Below are 21,302 nucleotides of genomic sequence, written 5' to 3'. Positions count from 1 at the left end.
CACCTACTTTCGATCATCTAATATCAATTCACCTACAGCAATCTTAGATGATAACAGTACGATTGGTACACCTGCTCCTGGATGCGTACTACTACCAGTAAAGTATAAATTCTCACAGTGTGTCGCTTTACTTTGAGGACGAAGATGATTACTTTGAAATAGTGTAGGTTGTAAGCCGAATGTCGCACCATTATAAGCATTAAAGTTTTTCTTGAACTCAGCTGGTGTCATCATCATTTCAGTGATAATTTCATCTCTGATATTATTCATGCCAGGCAATTTTTCAAGTTTGTCTAGAATTTTCTCTTTATAAAATGACCTTGTTGCGTCGTTCCATTCATATTGGGCAGTAGAAAGTTCTGATACTGGCATCAGCACGTATAACCCGTCTTTACCCGGAGGTGCAAGTGATGGATCGATTTTAGAAGCGATATACATATAGATTGAAGGGTCTTCTACCTTACGACCATCAAAGATTTGTTTGATGTTGTCATCTAAGTCCTCAGAGAAAATAAAGTTGTGAATATTATCAATCTCGTGATATTTACGGTCAACACCGAGATAGAGGACAAAGCATGAACATGAGTAGTCTAGTTTATCTATCTTCTCATCAGTATACTTACCTTTTGATTCTTTTGATGTCACAAGTGACTTCATAGCATATGGAAAATCAGCGTTACACATAATATAATCAGAAGGTATCAATTCATCATCCACTATAATTCCTTTAGCGATGCCATCTTCTATCTTGATTTCTTCCACTGCTTTACCATAATGAATTTTACCTCCTAGTTCTTTGAATAGACGTTCCATCGCTGTTGCCATCGTATGCATACCGCCTTTAATGAACCAAATACCATACAAAAATTCAATCATAGGAATAATTGTATATAATGATGGACTCTTAGAAGGTGAGATACCGATGTACAGTGTCTGAAAGCTGATCATATCTCTGAGTCGCTTATTTTTTATATATTTGTTCATCGTGCTCTCTGCATTGCCAAGCGTTCTTAACTTTAAACCTTGATTAATCATATTAAGGTTGTAGAAGTCTTTCTTAGTTCTGAAAGATCTTTGCAAAAAATAGTTCTTAGCAATATTGAAACGGCTGTACAAATCACTGATGTACCTTAAAAATCCTTCAGCGTCTTTTTCGCTCGACATCTCAAAGAGCTGCATGAGTTCTACTAGATCATTGGAAACATCAATCTTTTCACTGCCATTGTTAAAAAATCCCGAGAACATGGGATTGAGCTTCTGCATCGGTATATAATCGTCTGGATTTCTACCTGCAAGTTCAAAGACTTCACGATACAACTCGGGCATCATTACAATCGTCGGACCTACATCAAAAAAGAAACCCTCCTTTTCGATTTGATGCATTTTCCCTCCAGGCAAATGCTCTTTTTCATAGATTTCAACTTCGTATCCCTCGTGTTGCAAACGTATTGCGCTTGCAAGCCCTGCAACCCCTGCGCCTATAACGATAACTCTTTTCATATGGTCACTCCCTATCCCTTTCTTTGCTGATGCCATGCCCACACATCCTTTTGAAGCACATATTGGACAGTCTTCAGGTCTTGAATACTTGTCTTTCCAACCATGGTGCTCAGTAGTATAAGCTGCTCATTAAGATAATCTATATACTCTATGGTTGCTTCTATACCACTCTCTTGCAATTTAAGTAATATAGGTCTCGATAACCCTACAGCTTGTGCACCAAGTACAAGGCACTTTAATATATCTAGGGGGTTTCTAATGCCGCCACTAGCTAAAGTTTCTAGTGCTATATTCTGACTTTCTATAAGTGAGATAGCAGTAGACTGACCCCAATCCTTCAAATAGTCAAATTCTTTCATCGTTCTTCTTTCATTCTCAATATAGATAAAATTTGTGCCTCCACTACCACTCACATCTATAGTTTTTACACCGGCTGCTTTAAGCTCCAGCATCGTCTCACGACTCATTCCAAACCCTACTTCTTTAACGATGACAGGCACACCTATAGATGTAACAATAGCTTCAATATTTTCAAGCCATCTGCTGAAAGTTCTATTTCCTTCTGGCATAACAAGTTCTTGTGGTGCATTAACATGAATCTGCAGCGCATCTGCTTGCAATAAATCTACGGCCCTTTTAGCAAATTCTAACGATACATCGGCCCCAACATTACTGAACAAAGGCCCTTTATAGATTTCTCGAACAATAGCGTAAGTTTGAGCTAAAGTACTATCTTTCAAAGCAGCATGTGTTGACCCTACAGCTATTGCGGTATTTGTTTCACGTGCAACTATTGCAAGCTTCTTATTAATTTCTCCTGCCCGCATACTCCCACCTGTCATCGCATTGATATAAATCGGTGTTGCGAGTTTAATACCTTGAATTTGCGTTTCTAAATTAATATCCTTAACATCACATTGTGGCAGTGATTGATGAATCAGTTTAATAGAATCAAAATCAGACTGAGATACACTAGGATGGTCCAGCGCTAATTGAATATGCTCATCCTTTCTCGCAGTTCGTTTATCCACTTAATCTTCCTTTCTTAACGTTATTTGTGCTTTAGTTGCTTGTAATAATAGAGTCTCTCCATTTTCGGTCTATTATATCGCTGCGTTATGATAAATGGAAAATTACTACAAACTGCATAGATGACATTGATCCATGCTGCAAAACGTGGATTAAACAAGAAAAATAAAGGCGCAGGCAATATTGATATCCAATGTGTGAACTCTGCACGTCGCATTTCTATAATAAACTTGCTTAACGTGTTCATATTAAAATCAGGTAATGTCTTTTTATTATAATTTCTTTTCATAAGTGAAGCACCGTCTGGTAAATATACTTTCCATTGCTTAACTTTAAATAAATGATTCCATATTTCTCCGGAACGCTCAAATTCAAACGACTTAAATAATCTGCTGTTTCGATGAAAAAAGTCATCTGATATTCGTGCCGATAATGAGGCGATAATAAGGTGAGCACTTAGCCAAACAATACTATTTTTAACGATTAATTTAATAGACCTCATATGTCCTCCTTTACAAAAAAACCAGCTGTCACGCAGCTGGGCCCGTAGCCGGTAACCACTATCCCGTTACCGACTGTTATTTTAATTTTATCACTGTAAAATTATACAGCAAGGTATTATATATAATATTAATATATTTTTATACTAGCACCGATATTCTTACGCACAATAGCTATAGAGTTAGTAGTGTCGCTTTCAACAAGTAACTCAGCATATACCTAATGCCTATCCAGTTATACTATAATTCCGAGAAATCTTTAAACGACGCAGCACTATGTTATCTTATTATGATTATCACCTTTAATCACCTGCAAAAACTCATCTCCCCAATTACAAATCGAAAAAACTACTCCATCAAGTTTCAACCCTATTTCTGTCAATTTGTAATCTACCTTAGGAGGCACTACTGGGTACACTGTTCTTTCAATGATTTTGTCTTGTTCCAGCTCGCGAAGTTGTCTGATTAACATACGCTGATTGATATCAGGAAGTTTATTTTGTAACTCACTTAATCTTAATCTGTCCTCATGCAAAAGATGATAGATGATTGCAATTTTCCATCTACCTCCAATTACAGATAACGCCAAATCTTTCGATGTATAAAATTCTTTATTATTATATTCAATTAACAATTTAAACCCTCCATTTATTTATAGTGACTAAAATGTCAGTATTGTTTTTTTGTTTAAATAATACCATAATGGGTACATAAAAGATAGAGAGGGGAAATTATTATGAAATTACAATTAGCAATCGATTTATTAGATCAAGTAGAGGCAGCAAAGCTAGCTCAAGAAGTAGAAGAATATATTGATATCGTAGAAATTGGAACACCTATTGTTATAAACGAAGGGCTATCTGCCGTTGAACATATGAGTAAATCAGTTAATAACACACAAGTATTAGCAGACTTAAAAATTATGGATGCTGCAGGCTATGAAGTAAGCCAAGCGATAAAGTTTGGTGCTGATATCGTAACAATCTTAGGAGTGGCTGAAGATGCTTCAATTAAAAGCGCTATTGAAGAAGCACACAAACACGGTAAAGAACTATTAGTTGATATGATCGCAGTTCAAAATTTAGAACAGCGCGCAGCTGAATTAGATAAAATGGGTGCTGATTATATCGCAGTTCACACTGGATATGATTTACAAGCTGAAGGTGTATCACCTTTAGAAAGTTTACGTACTGTGAAATCAGTGATTTCAAATTCTAAAGTAGCTGTAGCTGGAGGTATTAAACCTGATACAATCGAAACAGTAGCAGCCGAAAAACCTGACCTAATTATCGTAGGTGGCGGTATCGCAAATGCTGATGATCCAAAAGCTGCTGCTAAAAAATGTCGTGAAATCGTTGATGCACATGCATAATCACTTTGAATTAATTTTAAATGAAATAAAGCAGACATTGTCAAATGTTGATGTAGCAGAATCAGAGAAATTTTCAAAAGATCTTATGGATGCATCATCAATATTTGTAGCTGGTAAAGGCCGTTCAGGTCTTGTCATTAAGAGCTTTGCCATGAGATTAAATCAATTAGGCAAAAAAGCTTATGTCGTGGGTGAAACAACTACACCATCAATCCAGAAAAATGATGTCTTTGTTATAGCATCAGGTTCAGGATCTACAGCTCATTTAAAATTGCTCGCACAAACAGCGAAAGATAATGAAGCATATGTATTATTATTATCAACAAAAGACGAATCACCAATTGCTGATATTGCAGACTTAACCATCGTATTACCTGCTGGTACAAAATACGATGCAGAAGGTTCAAAACAACCTTTAGGGAGTCTCTTTGAGCAAAGCAGTCAAATCTATTTAGACAGTATCGTGTTAACGATTCAAGAATCCCTAAATGTTGATGAAGAAACAATGCAGAATAATCATGCAAACTTAGAGTAATAATAATTTGAAATAATATTAAAACATCTCTCTATAATTATAGAGAGGTGTTTTATTGTTAAGAAAAATCACATCACTTTATGATAACTTTAAGGATATCATTCTCACTTACTTTTTATTGTATAACAACGCACCAATACACATAAAGTATGCATTGCTGTAAGGTAAGAAATCACTTTTAGTGAAAGTGATCTCTTCATCGCTAATAACTGTGTATCCTTTACAATTCTCAGTGTTATTTATACAGAAATTATAGAAGTCTTCCAAGTTTATCTTTAATAAATAGTCTACTTCTGTGTCGTGGTGAATACTATTTACATCCTCTTCTGACACCTCTAGAGTATATATATTAATAAATTCTCTATCGATTATATTATCTGAAGTCATCTCCTCAGGAAGTGTACATAAAAAACTTAAACTTTCAAAACCTACTTGAATACCCATCTCCTCTTCGATTTCACGCGTACCATTATCAACTGTTTCATCATTCAATAGGTGTCCTCCAACTGTTACATCAATCATACCTTTATAATCTTTCACATTAGAACTTCTTTTTTGAAGAAATATATTGCCACCTTGTATAAATATACATTGAAACGTTTCATGCCACTCGCCTTGTTGATGTACTTTCTGTCTACTATCAACACCTTTTAATTTTCTATTTTTATAATAAACATTTAATAACTCACTCATTAATATCCACCCTTACCCCGAACTGATATAATTCATCAATTATTTTATTACTAAATAAATTAATGTACTTTAATCTATTAGATTATAATAATAATCATTTCTCAAATTTCGAGAAGTGACTTTCTTCATTTATATTTTTATCTGCTCATTGATAATCGCATTTTCAATAACCTCTATTGTATTTGTATATTCAACTTTTTCTATAATACAACCTTTACCAATGATAATATTCTTTCCTCTTACTACATCACATAGCACGTTTTCTAGACGAATTTCATCACCCTCGATTAAATCACAAGTCAACTTTCCACTTTTATTTTCTATAAACAATGATGCAAATAAACCTTTATTCTCAGTCGCCTTTCCATCTAGTATAGTAATTTCTTTTCCACCAATTTCTTGTGCTGAACAATTATTCCCAAGCGTAATATTAATCGTTTCGGCATTTATCAAACCATCACTTTCAATTTTTCCACTACATTCAAAATGATCAACTTCGATATCACCTTCAACTGTTAAGTAACCAGATACTTTTAATCTTTCACCCGTAATATTTCCTTCAACATCTAACATACCAGATACATGGACGTCATTACCTTCTATACTTCCCTCAATATTTGTCTTGCCACTTGTTTTCATAGTATCAGCTTTTAAGGAACCTTTGATGCTAGTCATTCCTGATACTTTGAAATCTCTAACTGAAATATCACCCTCAGCATCCATTTTTCCACTTACTTTAATCAAGTCAGCTTTAATATCTCCAGTTACTGAACCTATACCCGTAACTTTAATTTCATCATATTCTCCCGCAGCTATAGTTGTCATCGCATTAATATTTAGATTCGTTGTCATCATGACTACCTCTTTTCAATTTTTGTTGTATAGCTAATTGAATTTTTGTATCATCTAATTCATAAATAATCTTTGCGTTATCACTTATTTTTACTATCTCTTTTGCGCAAATAAGCATGAACACACCCATAGCTCGCACAAAATAATAATTTACATCTTTCATCTCGTTTTGGTGATATATTACTGCACTTTCTAGTACTTCTTCTTTTGAAAAATACCCTGAATTTAAAGCAAGCTCTATAAACATCAATGTCATACCTTCATTATGTGAAACACTATTACGCTTCGTAAAAATGGAGTCTGCAATTTCCCAATAATGTTCTTCAAACAAACTACTATCATAGTCTCTTTGTTCAATTACCTCACAATCTTCTTTAAAAATTTGATACAAATCATCTAAAGCATGATCATCTTTTAAAGTTTTTATCATTTCTATGCGCTCAATCATCTTATTTCTAGGAAAAAATGCTTCTTGGCCTGTATAAGTAGACTTTCTTACAAACCAATCTTCAGGAATCAGCTTCTTTCGTTTCCAGCGATACAACTGCCCGTAGCTAATATCACATACTTTCAGCAACTCTTTTTTAGATATTAAATCCTCCATACCATCACCTCAAAAACAGTGTAACATAACATTGTTACACTGTTAACTAATTTAAATAACATTAATAATATTTTCTTTTGAATAATACTGACTAATTATAAAAAAAGACATATCAAATCGACATGTCTTTACCTCAGTGATTAGGCACAGTTCTAAATAAACCTCATTACTTGTGATACGATTCATTCCTAATTATTCTAAACCCTCGATACACTTGCTCCAGCAGTATCACTTTCATCATCTGATGCGGAAATGTCATCTTACTAAATGATAGGGCGTAGTTAGAGCGATTCATAACACTTTGATGCAGACCGTTTGATCCTCCAATGATAAAGGTTAAGTGACTTTTACCGGTGTTCATCTTTTGCTCCATCTCTTTTGATAACTGCACAGAGTCGAGCTGCTTGCCAAGAATTTCTAACGTATATACAAAGCTGTCCTCCTTCACCTTGCTCAATATTCTTTCCGCTTCTTTCTTCTTCGCAATCTCGATATCTTTCTCACTCATATTATCCGAGTCTTTCTCGTCAGCTACCTCAACGAGTTCCAATTTAGTATATGCACCAAGTCTTTTTACATATTCATCTACAGCCATCTTCCAGTACTTCTCTTTCAACTTACCCACAGTTATTATTGTTATTTTCATGTTTATTCATTCCTTTTATAAAAGTTATCCTACTTATCCACAAGTTAATCACATATTCACATTTCACAATCCTATTATAATCACATTTTAAAGGTTATTCATATAATTTTTGTAAAATTACAATGCATAAAAATAAAAAAGATGCCCGTTTTACCGAACATCTTTTCTTTTTTGTGTATAACTTATTATTTATGCACAAAGTTATACATAGTTATGCACATATTTTGTGAATTTTCTATACTTATACACATGTGAATACTTAAATCTCATAAATTGGTGTTGCCACGGCTTTATCTGTATCACAGATCACCACTTCATTCTCAGTATCAATATCGTGTGCATTTAATATTTGTTGTACGCTCATACGTGCAATATCTTTCATATTATTATCTTGAGAGAGATGTGAAAGATATATACGCTTTGTACTACCAGTAATCACATCACGCATTGCATACGCAGCATCTTCGTTGGAAACATGTCCCATATCACTTAATATACGCTGTTTCGTTTTCCATGGGTAACGGCCCATACGCAGCATATCTACATCATGATTGCTTTCAAACACATAACAATCACTTCCGTGAATCATACCTTTCATACGGTCAGATACGTATCCCGTATCCGTAATAACTGTAAGTTTCTTATAATTATTATTGAAGATATAAAATTGCGGATCTACCGCATCGTGTGACACACCGAACGACTCAATATCCATGCCTGCGATTGATTTTGTTTCATATGGATTAAAGATAAACTTCTGATCACTCGGTATTTTCTTATCTGCATGTTCAATTCTTTCCCATGTCTTCTCATTCGCGTATATTGGTAATTGATATTTACGTGCCAATACGCCGAGTCCTTTAATATGGTCGATGTGTTCGTGTGTTACAAGTATCCCGTTTAAGTTTTCTACTTTACGATCAATCTGATCGAATAATCCTTCTATTTTCTTACCTGTTAGTCCTGCATCTACTAAAAGTGATCCCTTTTCACTTTCTACGTAAACTGCATTTCCTGTACTTCCACTTGCTAATACTGACATATTAATCATTCTATCACTCACTTAAATTACAATATTGGTTGTTCTGGATTCACCGCGTCTACATAGTACGTTTCAATAGACGAATCCACCTTACGAACTGCGACTTGCCAGGTCGGCTTTAATACTTGTCCTCTTACTTCACGCACAATGGAATAATATCCTAAACGTACGCTCATAACTTCATCGCCGCGTTCTAATTTTGTTTGATAATAAAGTACCTCTAATGCTTCTATCGCTGGGATTACTTTTTTCTTTTCATTATTTTTTCCTAATCCTTCTTGGATATCTTTCAAATATGTTTGTTCAAATGATGTTACTTCATTCTTTTCGTTATATGAAAACTTTATCTGAGCTTTATCATTATTTAATATTGGATATTCTCCATACATCTGGTCGAAATATAACTTTTTATTAGCGCGATCAATACCGCTTAAAGTATATTCTTTTCCTTTATCAATCTCAGTAAGTAAATAATTTTTAATACCTTTTATGATATCATCTTCTTGAATTGATGTTAATTTAATTGCCGGTTTAATTTCTACTTTTGTCACTGTGCTCAATTCTTCACTTTTTTTTTCTAAATCAGAAGAGCTTTGTGTGAACCCAGCACTTTTACCTGATACGATATTCATCTTTACATTCTCTGCAGAAGGAAGCTTCGTTAATTTAATACCTTCTTTTTTAAAATCTAATTTTTCACTGCTCGTATCCTCTACAATATTCGCACGTTGTACTTTCTCATAATATATATAGCCTAATGTTATATTAATGATGAGAAATACAAATATAAACAATGACGTTGCGTGCTTCCAATCCATTATACGAGCCTCCCATCTTGATACAATCTCCACTCATTATTGTATTTCACATACCACTCCGGCTCGAAAGATAATGTAGATTGAATTGTATCCTGATCTGAATAGACCATGTTAAAGCCGACCATCATATTACTGACTTGATCAAAATGATATTCCTGATTTGATGCGAGTTTATAACGGACCTCTTCAGCAGAAGGAAGTTTAGCAATATCTTTTGTTGAAGGGACTGCTACGCTTGTTGAATATAAACCACGTTTATATTCATAAACATCTTTATCTCCCCATACAATATCAATTTCACTAAGATGATTTTCATGAAATACTGGATATCCTTTAAAGAACATTTGATAGCTGATTGCATTATCAGATGATTTTATATCAAAATAACGATAATCATCAGTAAATCCGCCATGTTCACTAATAAAATTGAAACTGCTGATTAAGTGTTCAAGCGGTCGAGGTTTAGCATGATTGACTTCTGATAAATTATTGAATTTATACGTTGATTTATTTTTTACTTTCACAATACCTGTATTAGAGTTGTATGTTTTTGAGTCATTTTTATCTTTACGTTCGATAATACTATTTTTATCACCAAGCACTGCTTTATTAATATCATCTACACTAATTATATCTGCAAGGTAACTATATCTCTTAGTCTCTGAAGGATGTTCCGGCACATAGATACTTGTCTTTTCGTCTGTCGATTGTTCATTTGTTATTATTCCTGTATAGGATTCCATCGATTTTTCACTATGTTTAACGAATTCATTAAAATTATTGCTCGAAGCATCCATTTCAATTGCCACCATTGTCTGATGATCAGTAATGACATATAGGACTAAATTATCTTTTGAATAACTGTCCACAATGAGGCGATTAAATGTTTCATCGACATCACCTTTAAAAGTACTATCTAAAATATCCGATAAATACATAGACAATGGAAAGTCGCTTGCAAAATCTAATATTAGAAATCGTTCTTTCATTCCTTTAGGCATATAATTAATATTGAGTTGCTTTGTACTTATGGCAGTTATTTTCTTATTAGATAGACTATCAATATATTCCAGCAATATATCTTTGTTTGTCGTCCCATAAATATTATTATTCGCATAACTTACCGCTTGATATGGCAAAAAAGCACTGTGAATATTATCTAAATTTTTAGGACTTAACGCCGTTGAACTTTTAGTAATGGAATTTTCTACATTCACAAGATTAGGTTTGAAGTTCCATATTTTATATGTCAATATAACGCTCATCAAAACAAGGATGAAAAGTGTTAGCCCTTTAAATATACTTTTATACATCCCATTCACCGTCATCTAGCACTTCACAAGGTAACGTTATATACACCGAAGTGCCGTACCCTTCCTTACTATTAGCCCAGATTCTCCCATTATGGGCTTCGATAATTTCCTTACTAATTGCGAGACCTAATCCAGTGCCGCCCATTTTACGTGTTCGTGCTTTATCTACACGGAAGAAACGATCAAAGATTTTATCTACTTTATTCAAAGGAATACCGATACCATTATCTTTAATTTGTATTGTCATACGATTGAATAACGTATTTTGTTTCACGTGGAATTCAACTTTCTTTCTTCCTTTAGAGTACTTCAACGCATTCGTAATTACATTATCAAATACTTGCGTCATCTTATCTGGCTCTATTTCAACAAATATACCATTTTTAGGGATATCACGTATGAATGTCGCATTCTTTCCTTCTGACATCTCAAAGCGATTGATAATTTTGTGAATAAACATATTAAAATCAATCAACTCTTTATTTAAATTATCATCTGTATTATCCATCTTAGATAATTGGAGCAGATCATTAACTAATCGAATCATACGATCCGTTTCTTCTCTCGTCACACTTAAGAATTGCGGTGCTAAATTCTCATCTTTCCAGGCGCCCTCTTCCAATGCTTCAATATAACTACGCATACTTGTTAGTGGTGTACGTAATTCATGTGAAACATTCGCAACGAACTCACGTCGTTCATTCTCAACGTGATGTTGTTCGGTAACATCATGCAGCACTGCGATATAACCCGTAATAAACCCTGTATCTTGAATAATGGTACTAAACGATGCTCTTACAATAAGCCTTTCTTTTTCATTAATATCGATGATAATACCACCTGCAATATCCTGCAGTTCATCCAATGAATAATGCGCTTCGATTGCAAGGATGTCTAGAACATGACGTCCTTCTACATCATCTTTATTCATATCAAGCATCTTTAGTGCCATTTCATTAACAATACGTACACGACCACGTCTATCTGTCGCAATAACCCCATCTGACATGTGCGTGATTACTGAATCAAGTCTACGCTTTTCACTCTCTGTATTCGCCTGCGCTTCTTGCACACGCTTAGATAAGTTATTAAAAGTTAATGCGAGCTCGCCAATTTCATCGTTACCGTATACTTTAACACGGTTTGTGTAGTTCCCTTTAGACATCTCTAGCGCTTGATTACGCATATCTGCAATAGGTTTAGTAATAGTTCTTGCGATAAAGAACCCAAGAATAATTGTAATTAACAATGACAGACCTGTACCGATAATAAAGATGCTATTGATTTTCATCAACTGCGCATACACCGGCTCAATAGATTCTTCAATATGAATAACACCAAGGATTTTATTGTCATCTTTAATTGGAAAATTCTTTACCCAGACCCTCACCTTACCGCTAGGATCATCACGCAGCTTAATACGATCATTCGTTTTCCCAAGTGATAAAGAATTTTGTATCTGTTTATCATTGATCTTCTGGTTAATATTTTCTTTAGTTGTATCGTTACTTGTCGCAAGGATAACTTCGGAATCATTAATAAAACGAATGGTATCTATCTCTGTTCTTAATGCATATTCATCTACAACTTTCTGGACTTCTTTTTGTATTTTATTTGGCGAAGATTTATTTTCGTTATATACAGTCCTAATATCATAGTTGATAGACTTTATTTGCTGATTAATATTTGTTTTAAAATTCTTTGTAAGCTCTTTTTCGAGATTATTTGTAAAATAAAGTCCGATAATTTGCATCCCAATAATAATTAATAAGACGTAAATAACAACGAGCTTTATATGTAACGACTGAAGTTTTTTAAAGATCGCTTTCATTCTATTACTCCTGCGTCTGCAAGAAATATCCTACACCACGGCGTGTCACAATATATTCTGGATGACTTGCATCATCTTCAATCTTTTCTCTTAGACGTCTAATTGTAACATCTACAGTTCTTACATCACCAAAATAATCATATCCCCATACTGTCTGCAGTAAATGTTCACGTGTCATGACCTGCCCGATATGCTTTGCTAAATAATGAAAAAGTTCAAATTCTCGGTGTGTCAGTTCGATATCTATACCACGTTTCTTTATTGAATAAGCTTCAGGATAGACTACAATATCTTTAATGATGATATTTGTGGACTCTTCCTTCTCTTCAGATTGTGTTTGTGAGTAATGACGACGTAAATTGGCTTTAACCCGCGCAATCAGTTCACGTGTAGAGAATGGCTTTGTCACATAATCATCAGCACCAAGTTCCAGGCCTAACACTTTATCAATCTCAGAATCTTTAGCTGTCAGCATAATAATCGGCATATCGTATTTCTTACGCACTTCACGACAGACTTCCATACCATCACGACCTGGAAGCATAATATCTAGCAATACGATATCTGGTTGAATATCATAGATTAGTTCCACTGCATCATCGCCATCATAAGCGACATGAACTTCATAACCCTCTTTTTTTAAGTTAAATTCTAATATATCTGCAATCGGTTTTTCATCATCTACAACTACGATTTTTCTCGACATACATTTCCCTCATCTCATAAAAATTTTTATAAGTATCTATCTTATAATTTACCACTGTTCAACATCTTTTTCTATACTGCTGACAAGTACAAAAAAAGAAGATACGTAAACGTATCTTCTTTTGAGCGGTCCCGACGGGAATCGAACCCGCGATCTCCTGCGTGACAGGCAGGCATGTTAACCGCTACACCACGGGACCATGTATAAATATGTAATTGAAAAATGGTGACCCCTACGGGATTCGAACCCGTGTTACCGCCGTGAAAGGGCGGTGTCTTAACCGCTTGACCAAGGGGCCGAATTTTTTTAACACAAGATTGATTATAGCATGATAAATTTATAAATATCAAGCATATTTTTAAATAAATTTTGATTTTTTCTGTATAATTATTTATATATATTAGATTGGAGTGCACAACATGGATATAACTTCCGCAAAACCTTTTAAAACCCATAAAAAACTTCCGTTAAAAGAAAAATTAAAACGGTTTATGATCATTACAATTGGCGCGATTCTAATGGCCATTGCACTTGAATTATTTCTCGTACCTAATAATCTATTAGATGGTGGTATTGTTGGTATATCGATCATGATAAGCCATTTCTTAAAATTGCCTATTGGACTCTTTATTTTCTTATTAAACATCCCTTTTTTCTACCTTGGTTATAAACAGATTGGTAAAACATTCGCACTCTCTACGCTCTATGGTATCGGTATACTATCCATCGGTACAGCACTATTACATCCAGTACCCGCATTTGCAGATGAAAAGTTTTTGGTCACTATCTTTGGTGGTGTCATTCTTGGACTCGGTGTTGGACTTGTTATCCGTTACGGAGGTTCTCTTGATGGTACAGAGATTCTTGCGATACTTATCAACAATAAGACTCCCTTTTCAGTAGGTGAAATTGTCATGGTCATTAACTTCTTTATCTACACCGCTGCAGGCTTTGTATTTACTTGGGAATCTGCCATGTATTCTGTTATTGCTTACTTTATCGCATCTAAAACCATCGATATTGTACAGCAAGGTCTCGACGAATCGAAATCTGTATGGATCATCAGCGATCAATACGAAGAAATTGGAGATGCTATTAATGATCGTCTCGGTCGTGGTGTTACTTATTTGAAAGGGGAAGGAGCATACACTGGTGATGACAAGAAAGTCATCTTCTGTGTCATTACGCGATTAGAAGAATTTAAACTTAAAGATATCGTCAATCATTATGATGACAGCGCCTTTGTTGCCATTGGGAACGTCTCTGAAGTTAAAGGCGGCAGATTTAAAAAGAAAGATATACATTAAAACAATTTTAAAAGCCATAAAACATTAAATGTTTTATGGCTTTTAATTTAAAGCTAATCGCTCAGATGATAGCCTCTTATTTTTCCCATAAGTTTTCAAGTAAGTTCGTTTGATTTCTATCTGGTCCAACTGAGAAGATAGAAATCTTAACGTTACATAACTCAGAGATACGTTCTAAGTAACGACGTGCGTTATCAGGTAGCTCGTCCAATGATTTACATGAAGTCACATCTTCAGTCCATCCTGGTAATTCTTCGAAAATCGGCTTACAACGATTTAATTCGTTTAGATTCGCTGGGTATTCTGTAATTTCCTTACCATCCAATTCATATGCTGTACAAATCTTAACAGTTTCTAAACCTGTTAATACATCAATTGAGTTAATTGATAAGTCCGTAATACCACTTGCACGGCGAGAATGGCGTAATACAACAGAGTCAAACCAACCTACACGACGTGGACGTCCAGTAGTCGTTCCGTATTCACGACCAACTTCACGAATATGATGCCCGTCTTCATCAAATAATTCAGTCGGGAATGGTCCGTCTCCTACTCGTGACGTGTAAGCTTTACATACACCAACAACTTTATCTATAAACGTTGGACCTACACCTGTACCAACTGTTACGTTCCCTGCAATCGGGTTACTTGAAGTAACGAATGGGTATGTCCCGTGATCGATATCAAGCATCACTCCTTGAGCGCCTTCAAATAACACTTTTTCCTCTGCCATAAATGCATCGTCTAATACTTTTGCAGTATCTACTGTATATTCTTTTAGGCGTTGGCCAGCTGCATAATACTCATCAAAGATTTCTTCAAATTTAAATCCTTCAGCATTGAATAATTTTTCAAACATTTCGTTTTTCATTGCTAAGTTTTCTTTTAACTTTGTTTCGAACGTTTCTTTATCAAGTAAATCTGCCATACGAATACCGATACGTTGTACTTTATCTACATAAGATGGTCCGATTCCTTTTTTCGTTGTACCAATCTTATTATCACCGCGTTTTTCTTCTTCTAATTCATCTTGTTTTAAATGATACGGTAAAATAACTTGTGCACGGTTTGAAATACGTAAGTTATCAGTTTTTACACCACGTTCATTCAGTGCATCTAATTCTTTTAATAATGCAACAGGATCTACTACTACACCATTTCCAATAACAGATAGTTTATCTGAATAGAAAATACCTGATGGTACTAAATGCAATTTGTATGTTTCTCCACCAAATTTAATTGTATGTCCTGCGTTATTACCACCTGAAAAACGTGCAATAACGTTTGCTTCTTCTGCTAAAAAGTCCGTGATTTTACCTTTACCTTCGTCTCCCCATTGAGTCCCAACAACTACGATTGATGACATGAGTGCACCTCCAAATTTTGTTCACTAACCTTAAACATTTTAACAATGAAATCGGGAAAAATCAACTAAAAAACGAACATTAATAAATATTCACTTATTTCACTAAAAGACATAGAAATGGAGATTATGAACATCTGACTTTTAAAAAAACATTGATATTTCAGCATTTTATTAAATAAAAATTTAATAATTGATCATTTATTATTTTATTTTTTCACAAACTATCTTGTAGTTTCCTAGTCATATATAATATAAAAACCGTACAATTAATTAATAATAAAAATTAATGTACGGTTTTTATTCATTTTATACACTTTACTCATTAATATACATCTGAATGTGCATAATCAATATCTGTAAATTTGTTATATTGCTTTAAGAAATGAAGTTTAACTGTTCCTGTCGGACCATTACGTTGCTTCGCAATAATAATTTCTATTTCCCCGTTTTCCTCTTGAGCCCCTGCATCTACTTCTTCTTCACCATCTTCACCATTACCACGATTGTAATAATCATCTCGATATAAGAATGCAACGATATCTGCATCTTGCTCAATCGAACCTGATTCACGAATATCACTCATCATTGGACGTTTATCCTGTCTTTGTTCCACGCCACGAGATAACTGTGATAACGCAATTACAGGACATTCTAGTTCTCTAGCTAAAGCTTTCAGCATACGCGAGATTTCTGATACTTCTTGTTGTCTGTTGTCACTGGAACGACTTCCTGAACCTTGAATAAGTTGAAGATAATCAATCAGTATCATATCTAATCCATGTTCTTGTTTTAGTCTTCTACACTTAGAACGGATATCTGTAATACGGATACCTGGTGTATCATCTATATATATATTTGTCTTAGATAGCTTACCCACTGCTACTGTGAAACGATTCCAGTCTTCTCCATCCATTGTTCCTGTACGTAATCTATTAGAATCTACGTTCCCTGTACTACAAATCATACGTGTTGCTAACTGATCAGCACCCATCTCAAGACTAAATATCCCCACACTATAAGGCGTCTCATCGCCTCGATCATGCGTTGCTACTTGTGTTGCAATATTTAAGGCGAAAGCGGTCTTACCTACCGAAGGACGTGCTGCAATAATGATTAGATCATTTCTGTTGAACCCAGCCGTCATTTGATCAAGATCTCTATATCCAGTAGGGATACCTGGGGTCTGCCCTTGGTTCTTATCAAGTTCTTCAGCATTATTAAAGACTTGCGTCAATACATCTTTGATTTCCTGAAAACCTTCTGTTCCTCTAGAAGTAGACACTTCCATAATGCGCTTTTCGGCATCAGAAAGTAACGTTTCGAGATCTAGTGTCTCATTATAACCATCCGCCATAATAGTGTCTGCCGTATGAATTAATCGTCGCTTTACAGCATCTTTATAGACGATATCCGCGTAAAAATCTACATTACGGGCACTCGGTACAATTGCAGCTAAGTCTACAAGATACATCTCTCCACCAGCCGCTTCTAATGTCCCGTCTGATGTCATCTGATCTACTACAGTTACAATATCTACTATTTCATTTTTCTCAGACAATGTCATCATCGCTTCAAATATATGTTGATGCGACTGTCTGTAAAAATGCCCAGGAACGAGTACTTCTAGAACGGAAGATAATACTTCATTATCGATAAAGATAGCGCCTAAAACTGACTGTTCCGCAACTAAATTAAACGGGAGTTTCTTACCTTCAAGATAATCTGCCATATTATCCTCCTTATCTATTATGCTTCAGTTACATGCACTTTTAATGTGCCGCTTACCTTGTTATGAAGTTTAACAGGCACATTTGTATAGCCTAAACTTCTGATACCATCATGTAAATCCATTTTACGTTTATCAATTTTAATACCATGTTGTTTATTTAATGCATCAGCAACTTGTTTAGAGCTGACTGAACCAAATAAACGACCCCCTTCACCTGACTTTGCAGTCACTTTAACTTCTAATGCTTCTAATTTTTCTTTTAATGCTTGTGCATCTTCAAGTTCTTGCTGCTTATCTGCCTCTACTCTTTTCTTCTGCGCTTCTAGCTGTTTTAAATTACCTGGTGTTGCTTCAACAGCTAATTTATTCTTTAATAAGAAATTATTCGCATATCCTACAGGTACTTCTTTAATTTCACCTTTTTTACCTTTTCCTCTAACGTCTTGTGTAAATATAACTTTCATTTTATTCCTCTCCTTCATCATGAATAATATTTCTAAGCTGACTGATAACTTCTTCAACAGTCATGTCTTCAATTTGGGTTGCTGCATTAGATAAATGGCCACCACCGCCCATCTTTTCCATTACAAGCTGTACGTTGATTTCACCTAATGAACGCGCTGATATTCCGACAACATTATCTTTACGTTTGGCTACTACGAATGAAGCTTCAACACCTTCAATGTTAAGTAGCTGATCTGCTGCTTGTGCAACAATAACAGGATGAATCACTTCATCACTAGGACCATGCGCAATCGCAATACCGTTATCTTCAAGAACCACTGTCTGAATAATTTCTGAGCGCTTAATGTAAGTCTCCATATCATCCTTTAGGAAATGCTGACATAATATCGTATCTGCACCATGATTTCTTAAGAAACTTGCTGCATCAAATGTTCTGGAACCTGTGCGTAATGTGAAGTTGCGTGTATCGACAATAATACCTGCAAGCATTACAGTCGCTTCCAGTCGCGTTAATTTATAATCGGTCGGTTGATATTCTAGTAACTCTGTCACCAGTTCAGCTGTCGAACTAGCATATTGTTCCATATAAACAAGTAATGGGTTTGATACAAATTCTTCTCCTCGTCTATGATGGTCAATAACAACCTTTCTGGAAGCTTTGTTTAATATATTTTCATCTATAACCATCTCTGGTTTATGTGTATCCACGATGACTAAAGTTGTGCGTTTCGTCATTAGATTCCAAGCATCTTCTGAACTAATAAAGATTTCGTTTAGCTCTGGCTTTTCAGCAATCTCTGTCATTACACGCGATAACGTATCATCGATATCATGATCATTGAGTATTATATTTGCCTTTAGATTATTCATCTTCGCAAATCGTGCCACACCGATTGCAGCACCAATAGCGTCCATATCAGGGCGTTTATGCCCCATAATCATCACATTATCTCCTTCAACAAGAATATCCTTCAATGCATGTGATACTACACGAGCTCTGACACGTGTACGTTTTTCCATAGGATCTGTCTTGCCGCCATAAAATCTCACATTCCCATTTATATGTTTAATCGCTACTTGATCTCCACCACGTCCAAGGGCTAAATCTAAACTTGATTGCGCAAGTGTACCTAATTCAATTAAGTTATCAGCACCTTCACCAATCCCTACACTCAAAGTGACATGTGTCTTAATTTCACGGCTTTTATCTCTAATATTATCAAGTAAATTAAATTTTGTTTCTTCGATTGAGTGCAATATTTTTTGATTAAAGAACATCATAAACTGATCCGATTGATATCTTTTGATATAAACATTATTAAGTTCTGCCCACTTATTGATTTCCATAGACATTAAGCTATTAATCTCGGTACGTTGGGCGTCGGTCATGTTTTGAGTGACTTCGTCAAAATTATCTAAAAACATAATACCAATTACAGGCTTTGCATCTTCAAATAATTGATGTGTTTCAATCTTATCAGTAATATCGAAGAAATATAGTACATTATTCTCTTCAGAAAACATCACTTTAAATTTGTAGTCTTTGTATTGAGCATTCGCCTCATTAACCGCGCTTACCTTAAGTTGGTTCAGCAAGTTCGGAAAAATATCATGAATAGATTCTGAAATAATAGGCTCACTAATTTTTTCATTCATAAAATGGTTATACCATTCAATATGCTCATTTTCATCTAGCAGCAGAATCCCTATTGGTAACTCACTTATCGCATAGTTCTTTCCATTACCAATTACAGTGGACAAATTCTCAATATAACGTTCATTTTGTCTCAAACTATGTTTAAAGTAAGAGTAGGAAATGCAGATAATAATAAATAGAATCACACTGGTCACTCCAGCTAACATCGCATCTTCAGTATACAAAATCCCTGTCACGATGATAGCAGCAAGCGTCATCACAATAAAGGGTATGATCAATGTCTGCCTGTTATACTTTCTGTTCATGTTGACACCTCTTCGTTAAATTTATAATCTTACTTGCGCTTAATATTAGATTTTAAATTCAATATCATATCTATCATTCCAAAGATTTGTGTCACTGGTGAGAAAATAAATGCAAATATGTATATTAAAATGTTTAATACTGGATGTGTACGTTTTACTTTTATAAAGAAGCTAAACAGCGAGAGTCCCTGGATGAATATAACCCATTCTAACACATACTTAAAGTTTGTGACTATGCCTAACAGCACGACATCCGTATCTGTAATGAAGAGTGCAATAAAAAGCGTAAGAAAGTATAGATATAGCACTGATTTTGGAATACGCCACATATATAACGGTCGGAAATTTGGTGTCGATACTTTAAACTTTCTTACAAATGGAAAAGTAATGCTGATTTGAATAAGGGATAATATAAATAAAAATAAAATTAATAACCCTGGTATTTGTAACACTAATGCATCCATACTCGTTAAAAATAAATCAGCGTATGTTTTAGTAACTGTGCCTTTTTCAACCTCTGCCATTAATAAGTTATAGTAAGCATCTGTAGCAGGGGCAAAAATATCCGCCATTTTCGGTATAACACCAGCCATTTGCAATATAATTATAGCGATTAACGAAAAAACGGTATAAAACACAGTCAAAATGTATAGTATACGTTCCTTAGAAGCTTTCTCTTTTAATAATTGGCCTACAATATAACCTCCAAAAATAACGCTTAACATAATTTGCATTGTGAATATCGAAGCAAATATAACAGCGATAAGAATTACAAAACTCATCACATAGTAACTTTCTTTAGAGTGATAATACAAAGTCACTGCAGGAATAAGCAAAAAAGGTGCAATAATTAAGAATAGCCCTGGTACAAAATGAATGATTATTGTTGCTAATAGCATAATAATAGAAGTTACAATTGTTTTTCTTATATCAATATTCAAATTAAAATCTCACTTTCTTAAAACAAAAATTTCGATAACTACTCTATTTTACAACTTTCTTTCTCAAGTCTCAATTTTTCAGAACAAAATA

21 protein-coding genes and 2 tRNA genes are annotated in these 21,302 nt (G+C 34.6%); 3 read left to right on the top strand and 20 right to left on the bottom strand.

Features of this window, described 5'->3' with window-relative positions:
• Positions 1 to 3: 3 nt before the first annotated feature.
• The 4 genes from QNJ52_RS05425 to QNJ52_RS05410 all read right to left on the bottom strand — a co-directional run bounded on the left by QNJ52_RS05425 (position 4) and on the right by QNJ52_RS05410 (position 3,663).
• Positions 4 to 1,536, bottom strand: coding sequence for a phytoene desaturase family protein (locus tag QNJ52_RS05425; protein WP_283722043.1), 1,533 nt, complete (start codon positions 1,534 to 1,536; stop codon positions 4 to 6).
• The gene (gene fni / locus QNJ52_RS05420) at positions 1,512 to 2,531 is read right to left on the bottom strand and encodes a type 2 isopentenyl-diphosphate Delta-isomerase (RefSeq protein WP_283722042.1); all 1,020 of its coding nucleotides are present in this window, start codon (positions 2,529 to 2,531) and stop codon (positions 1,512 to 1,514) included. Before fni ends, QNJ52_RS05425 begins: the two co-directional genes overlap by 25 nt.
• Before the next feature lie 20 nt (positions 2,532 to 2,551).
• On the bottom strand, positions 2,552 to 3,031 hold the full coding sequence (locus QNJ52_RS05415) for a glycosyl-4,4'-diaponeurosporenoate acyltransferase CrtO family protein (RefSeq protein WP_120786309.1): 480 nt from the start codon (positions 3,029 to 3,031) through the stop codon (positions 2,552 to 2,554).
• Positions 3,032 to 3,303: 272 nt separating this feature from the next.
• The gene (locus QNJ52_RS05410) at positions 3,304 to 3,663 is read right to left on the bottom strand and encodes a winged helix-turn-helix transcriptional regulator (protein WP_012655949.1); all 360 of its coding nucleotides are present in this window, start codon (positions 3,661 to 3,663) and stop codon (positions 3,304 to 3,306) included.
• A 102-nt stretch (positions 3,664 to 3,765) separates the two neighbouring features.
• Between QNJ52_RS05410 and hxlA the strand changes: the two genes are divergently transcribed.
• Complete coding sequence (gene hxlA / locus QNJ52_RS05405) at positions 3,766 to 4,401, top strand: 3-hexulose-6-phosphate synthase (protein WP_099482777.1); 636 nt, start codon at positions 3,766 to 3,768, stop codon at positions 4,399 to 4,401.
• The gene (hxlB, locus tag QNJ52_RS05400) at positions 4,388 to 4,936 is read left to right on the top strand and encodes a 6-phospho-3-hexuloisomerase (protein ID WP_219494790.1); all 549 of its coding nucleotides are present in this window, start codon (positions 4,388 to 4,390) and stop codon (positions 4,934 to 4,936) included. The genes hxlA and hxlB overlap by 14 nt, the downstream gene beginning before the upstream one ends.
• 108 nt (positions 4,937 to 5,044) lie before the next feature.
• Here hxlB and QNJ52_RS05395 read toward each other — a convergent pair whose 3' ends face one another.
• From QNJ52_RS05395 to QNJ52_RS05345, 11 genes are all read right to left on the bottom strand, one after another.
• A complete protein-coding gene (locus QNJ52_RS05395; RefSeq protein ID WP_283722041.1) occupies positions 5,045 to 5,629 on the bottom strand; it encodes an NUDIX hydrolase in 585 nt (194 codons plus the stop codon).
• A gap of 129 nt (positions 5,630 to 5,758) precedes the next feature.
• Positions 5,759 to 6,484 carry a hypothetical protein gene (locus QNJ52_RS05390; RefSeq protein WP_283722040.1) on the bottom strand — a complete coding sequence of 242 codons (726 nt, stop codon included), beginning with the start codon at positions 6,482 to 6,484 and terminating at the stop codon, positions 5,759 to 5,761.
• The gene (locus QNJ52_RS05385) at positions 6,459 to 7,085 is read right to left on the bottom strand and encodes a DUF4004 family protein (RefSeq protein ID WP_283722039.1); all 627 of its coding nucleotides are present in this window, start codon (positions 7,083 to 7,085) and stop codon (positions 6,459 to 6,461) included. The genes QNJ52_RS05390 and QNJ52_RS05385 overlap by 26 nt, the downstream gene beginning before the upstream one ends.
• A gap of 166 nt (positions 7,086 to 7,251) precedes the next feature.
• Positions 7,252 to 7,731, bottom strand: a complete 480-nt coding sequence (gene rlmH / locus QNJ52_RS05380) for a 23S rRNA (pseudouridine(1915)-N(3))-methyltransferase RlmH (RefSeq protein ID WP_219493452.1) — start codon at positions 7,729 to 7,731, stop codon at positions 7,252 to 7,254.
• A 259-nt stretch (positions 7,732 to 7,990) separates the two neighbouring features.
• Positions 7,991 to 8,782: an MBL fold metallo-hydrolase gene (locus tag QNJ52_RS05375; RefSeq protein WP_219493451.1), complete on the bottom strand. Its 792-nt coding sequence runs from the start codon at positions 8,780 to 8,782 to the stop codon at positions 7,991 to 7,993.
• Positions 8,783 to 8,799: 17 nt separating this feature from the next.
• Positions 8,800 to 9,591, bottom strand: coding sequence for a two-component system regulatory protein YycI (locus QNJ52_RS05370; protein WP_283722038.1), 792 nt, complete (start codon positions 9,589 to 9,591; stop codon positions 8,800 to 8,802).
• Complete coding sequence (locus tag QNJ52_RS05365; protein WP_283722037.1) at positions 9,591 to 10,904, bottom strand: YycH family regulatory protein; 1,314 nt, start codon at positions 10,902 to 10,904, stop codon at positions 9,591 to 9,593. Before QNJ52_RS05365 ends, QNJ52_RS05370 begins: the two co-directional genes overlap by 1 nt.
• Positions 10,897 to 12,735: a cell wall metabolism sensor histidine kinase WalK gene (gene walK, locus QNJ52_RS05360; RefSeq protein WP_283722036.1), complete on the bottom strand. Its 1,839-nt coding sequence runs from the start codon at positions 12,733 to 12,735 to the stop codon at positions 10,897 to 10,899. The genes QNJ52_RS05365 and walK overlap by 8 nt, the downstream gene beginning before the upstream one ends.
• Before the next feature lie 4 nt (positions 12,736 to 12,739).
• Positions 12,740 to 13,441, bottom strand: coding sequence for a response regulator YycF (yycF, locus tag QNJ52_RS05355; RefSeq protein ID WP_283722035.1), 702 nt, complete (start codon positions 13,439 to 13,441; stop codon positions 12,740 to 12,742).
• Positions 13,442 to 13,567: 126 nt separating this feature from the next.
• Positions 13,568 to 13,640: transfer RNA gene (locus QNJ52_RS05350), tRNA-Asp, on the bottom strand.
• Between the two features lie 24 nt (positions 13,641 to 13,664).
• Positions 13,665 to 13,739, bottom strand: a tRNA-Glu gene (locus tag QNJ52_RS05345).
• Between the two features lie 121 nt (positions 13,740 to 13,860).
• Between QNJ52_RS05345 and QNJ52_RS05340 the strand changes: the two genes are divergently transcribed.
• Positions 13,861 to 14,748: a YitT family protein gene (locus tag QNJ52_RS05340; protein ID WP_283722034.1), complete on the top strand. Its 888-nt coding sequence runs from the start codon at positions 13,861 to 13,863 to the stop codon at positions 14,746 to 14,748.
• 76 nt (positions 14,749 to 14,824) lie between these two features.
• Here the strand turns inward: QNJ52_RS05340 and QNJ52_RS05335 are convergent, their stop codons facing one another.
• The 5 genes from QNJ52_RS05335 to QNJ52_RS05315 all read right to left on the bottom strand — a co-directional run bounded on the left by QNJ52_RS05335 (position 14,825) and on the right by QNJ52_RS05315 (position 21,211).
• On the bottom strand, positions 14,825 to 16,114 hold the full coding sequence (locus QNJ52_RS05335; protein WP_283722033.1) for an adenylosuccinate synthase: 1,290 nt from the start codon (positions 16,112 to 16,114) through the stop codon (positions 14,825 to 14,827).
• Between the two features lie 322 nt (positions 16,115 to 16,436).
• Positions 16,437 to 17,843 carry a replicative DNA helicase gene (gene dnaB / locus QNJ52_RS05330; RefSeq protein ID WP_283722032.1) on the bottom strand — a complete coding sequence of 469 codons (1,407 nt, stop codon included), beginning with the start codon at positions 17,841 to 17,843 and terminating at the stop codon, positions 16,437 to 16,439.
• Between the two features lie 17 nt (positions 17,844 to 17,860).
• Positions 17,861 to 18,307 (bottom strand): 50S ribosomal protein L9, encoded by a 447-nt coding sequence (rplI, locus tag QNJ52_RS05325; RefSeq protein WP_219493444.1) that lies wholly within the window; start codon positions 18,305 to 18,307, stop codon positions 17,861 to 17,863.
• A gap of 1 nt (position 18,308) precedes the next feature.
• Positions 18,309 to 20,270, bottom strand: a complete 1,962-nt coding sequence (locus QNJ52_RS05320) for a DHH family phosphoesterase (protein ID WP_283722031.1) — start codon at positions 20,268 to 20,270, stop codon at positions 18,309 to 18,311.
• A 29-nt stretch (positions 20,271 to 20,299) separates the two neighbouring features.
• Positions 20,300 to 21,211, bottom strand: coding sequence for a DUF2232 domain-containing protein (locus tag QNJ52_RS05315; RefSeq protein ID WP_283722030.1), 912 nt, complete (start codon positions 21,209 to 21,211; stop codon positions 20,300 to 20,302).
• Positions 21,212 to 21,302: the final 91 nt, after the last annotated feature.

Origin of the sequence: Macrococcus sp. S115 (assembly GCF_030067655.1) — a bacterium.
GTDB classification, from domain to species: Bacteria; Bacillota; Bacilli; order Staphylococcales; family Staphylococcaceae; genus Macrococcoides; species Macrococcoides psychrotolerans.
This window is presented reverse-complemented; position numbering and strand designations above follow the sequence as displayed.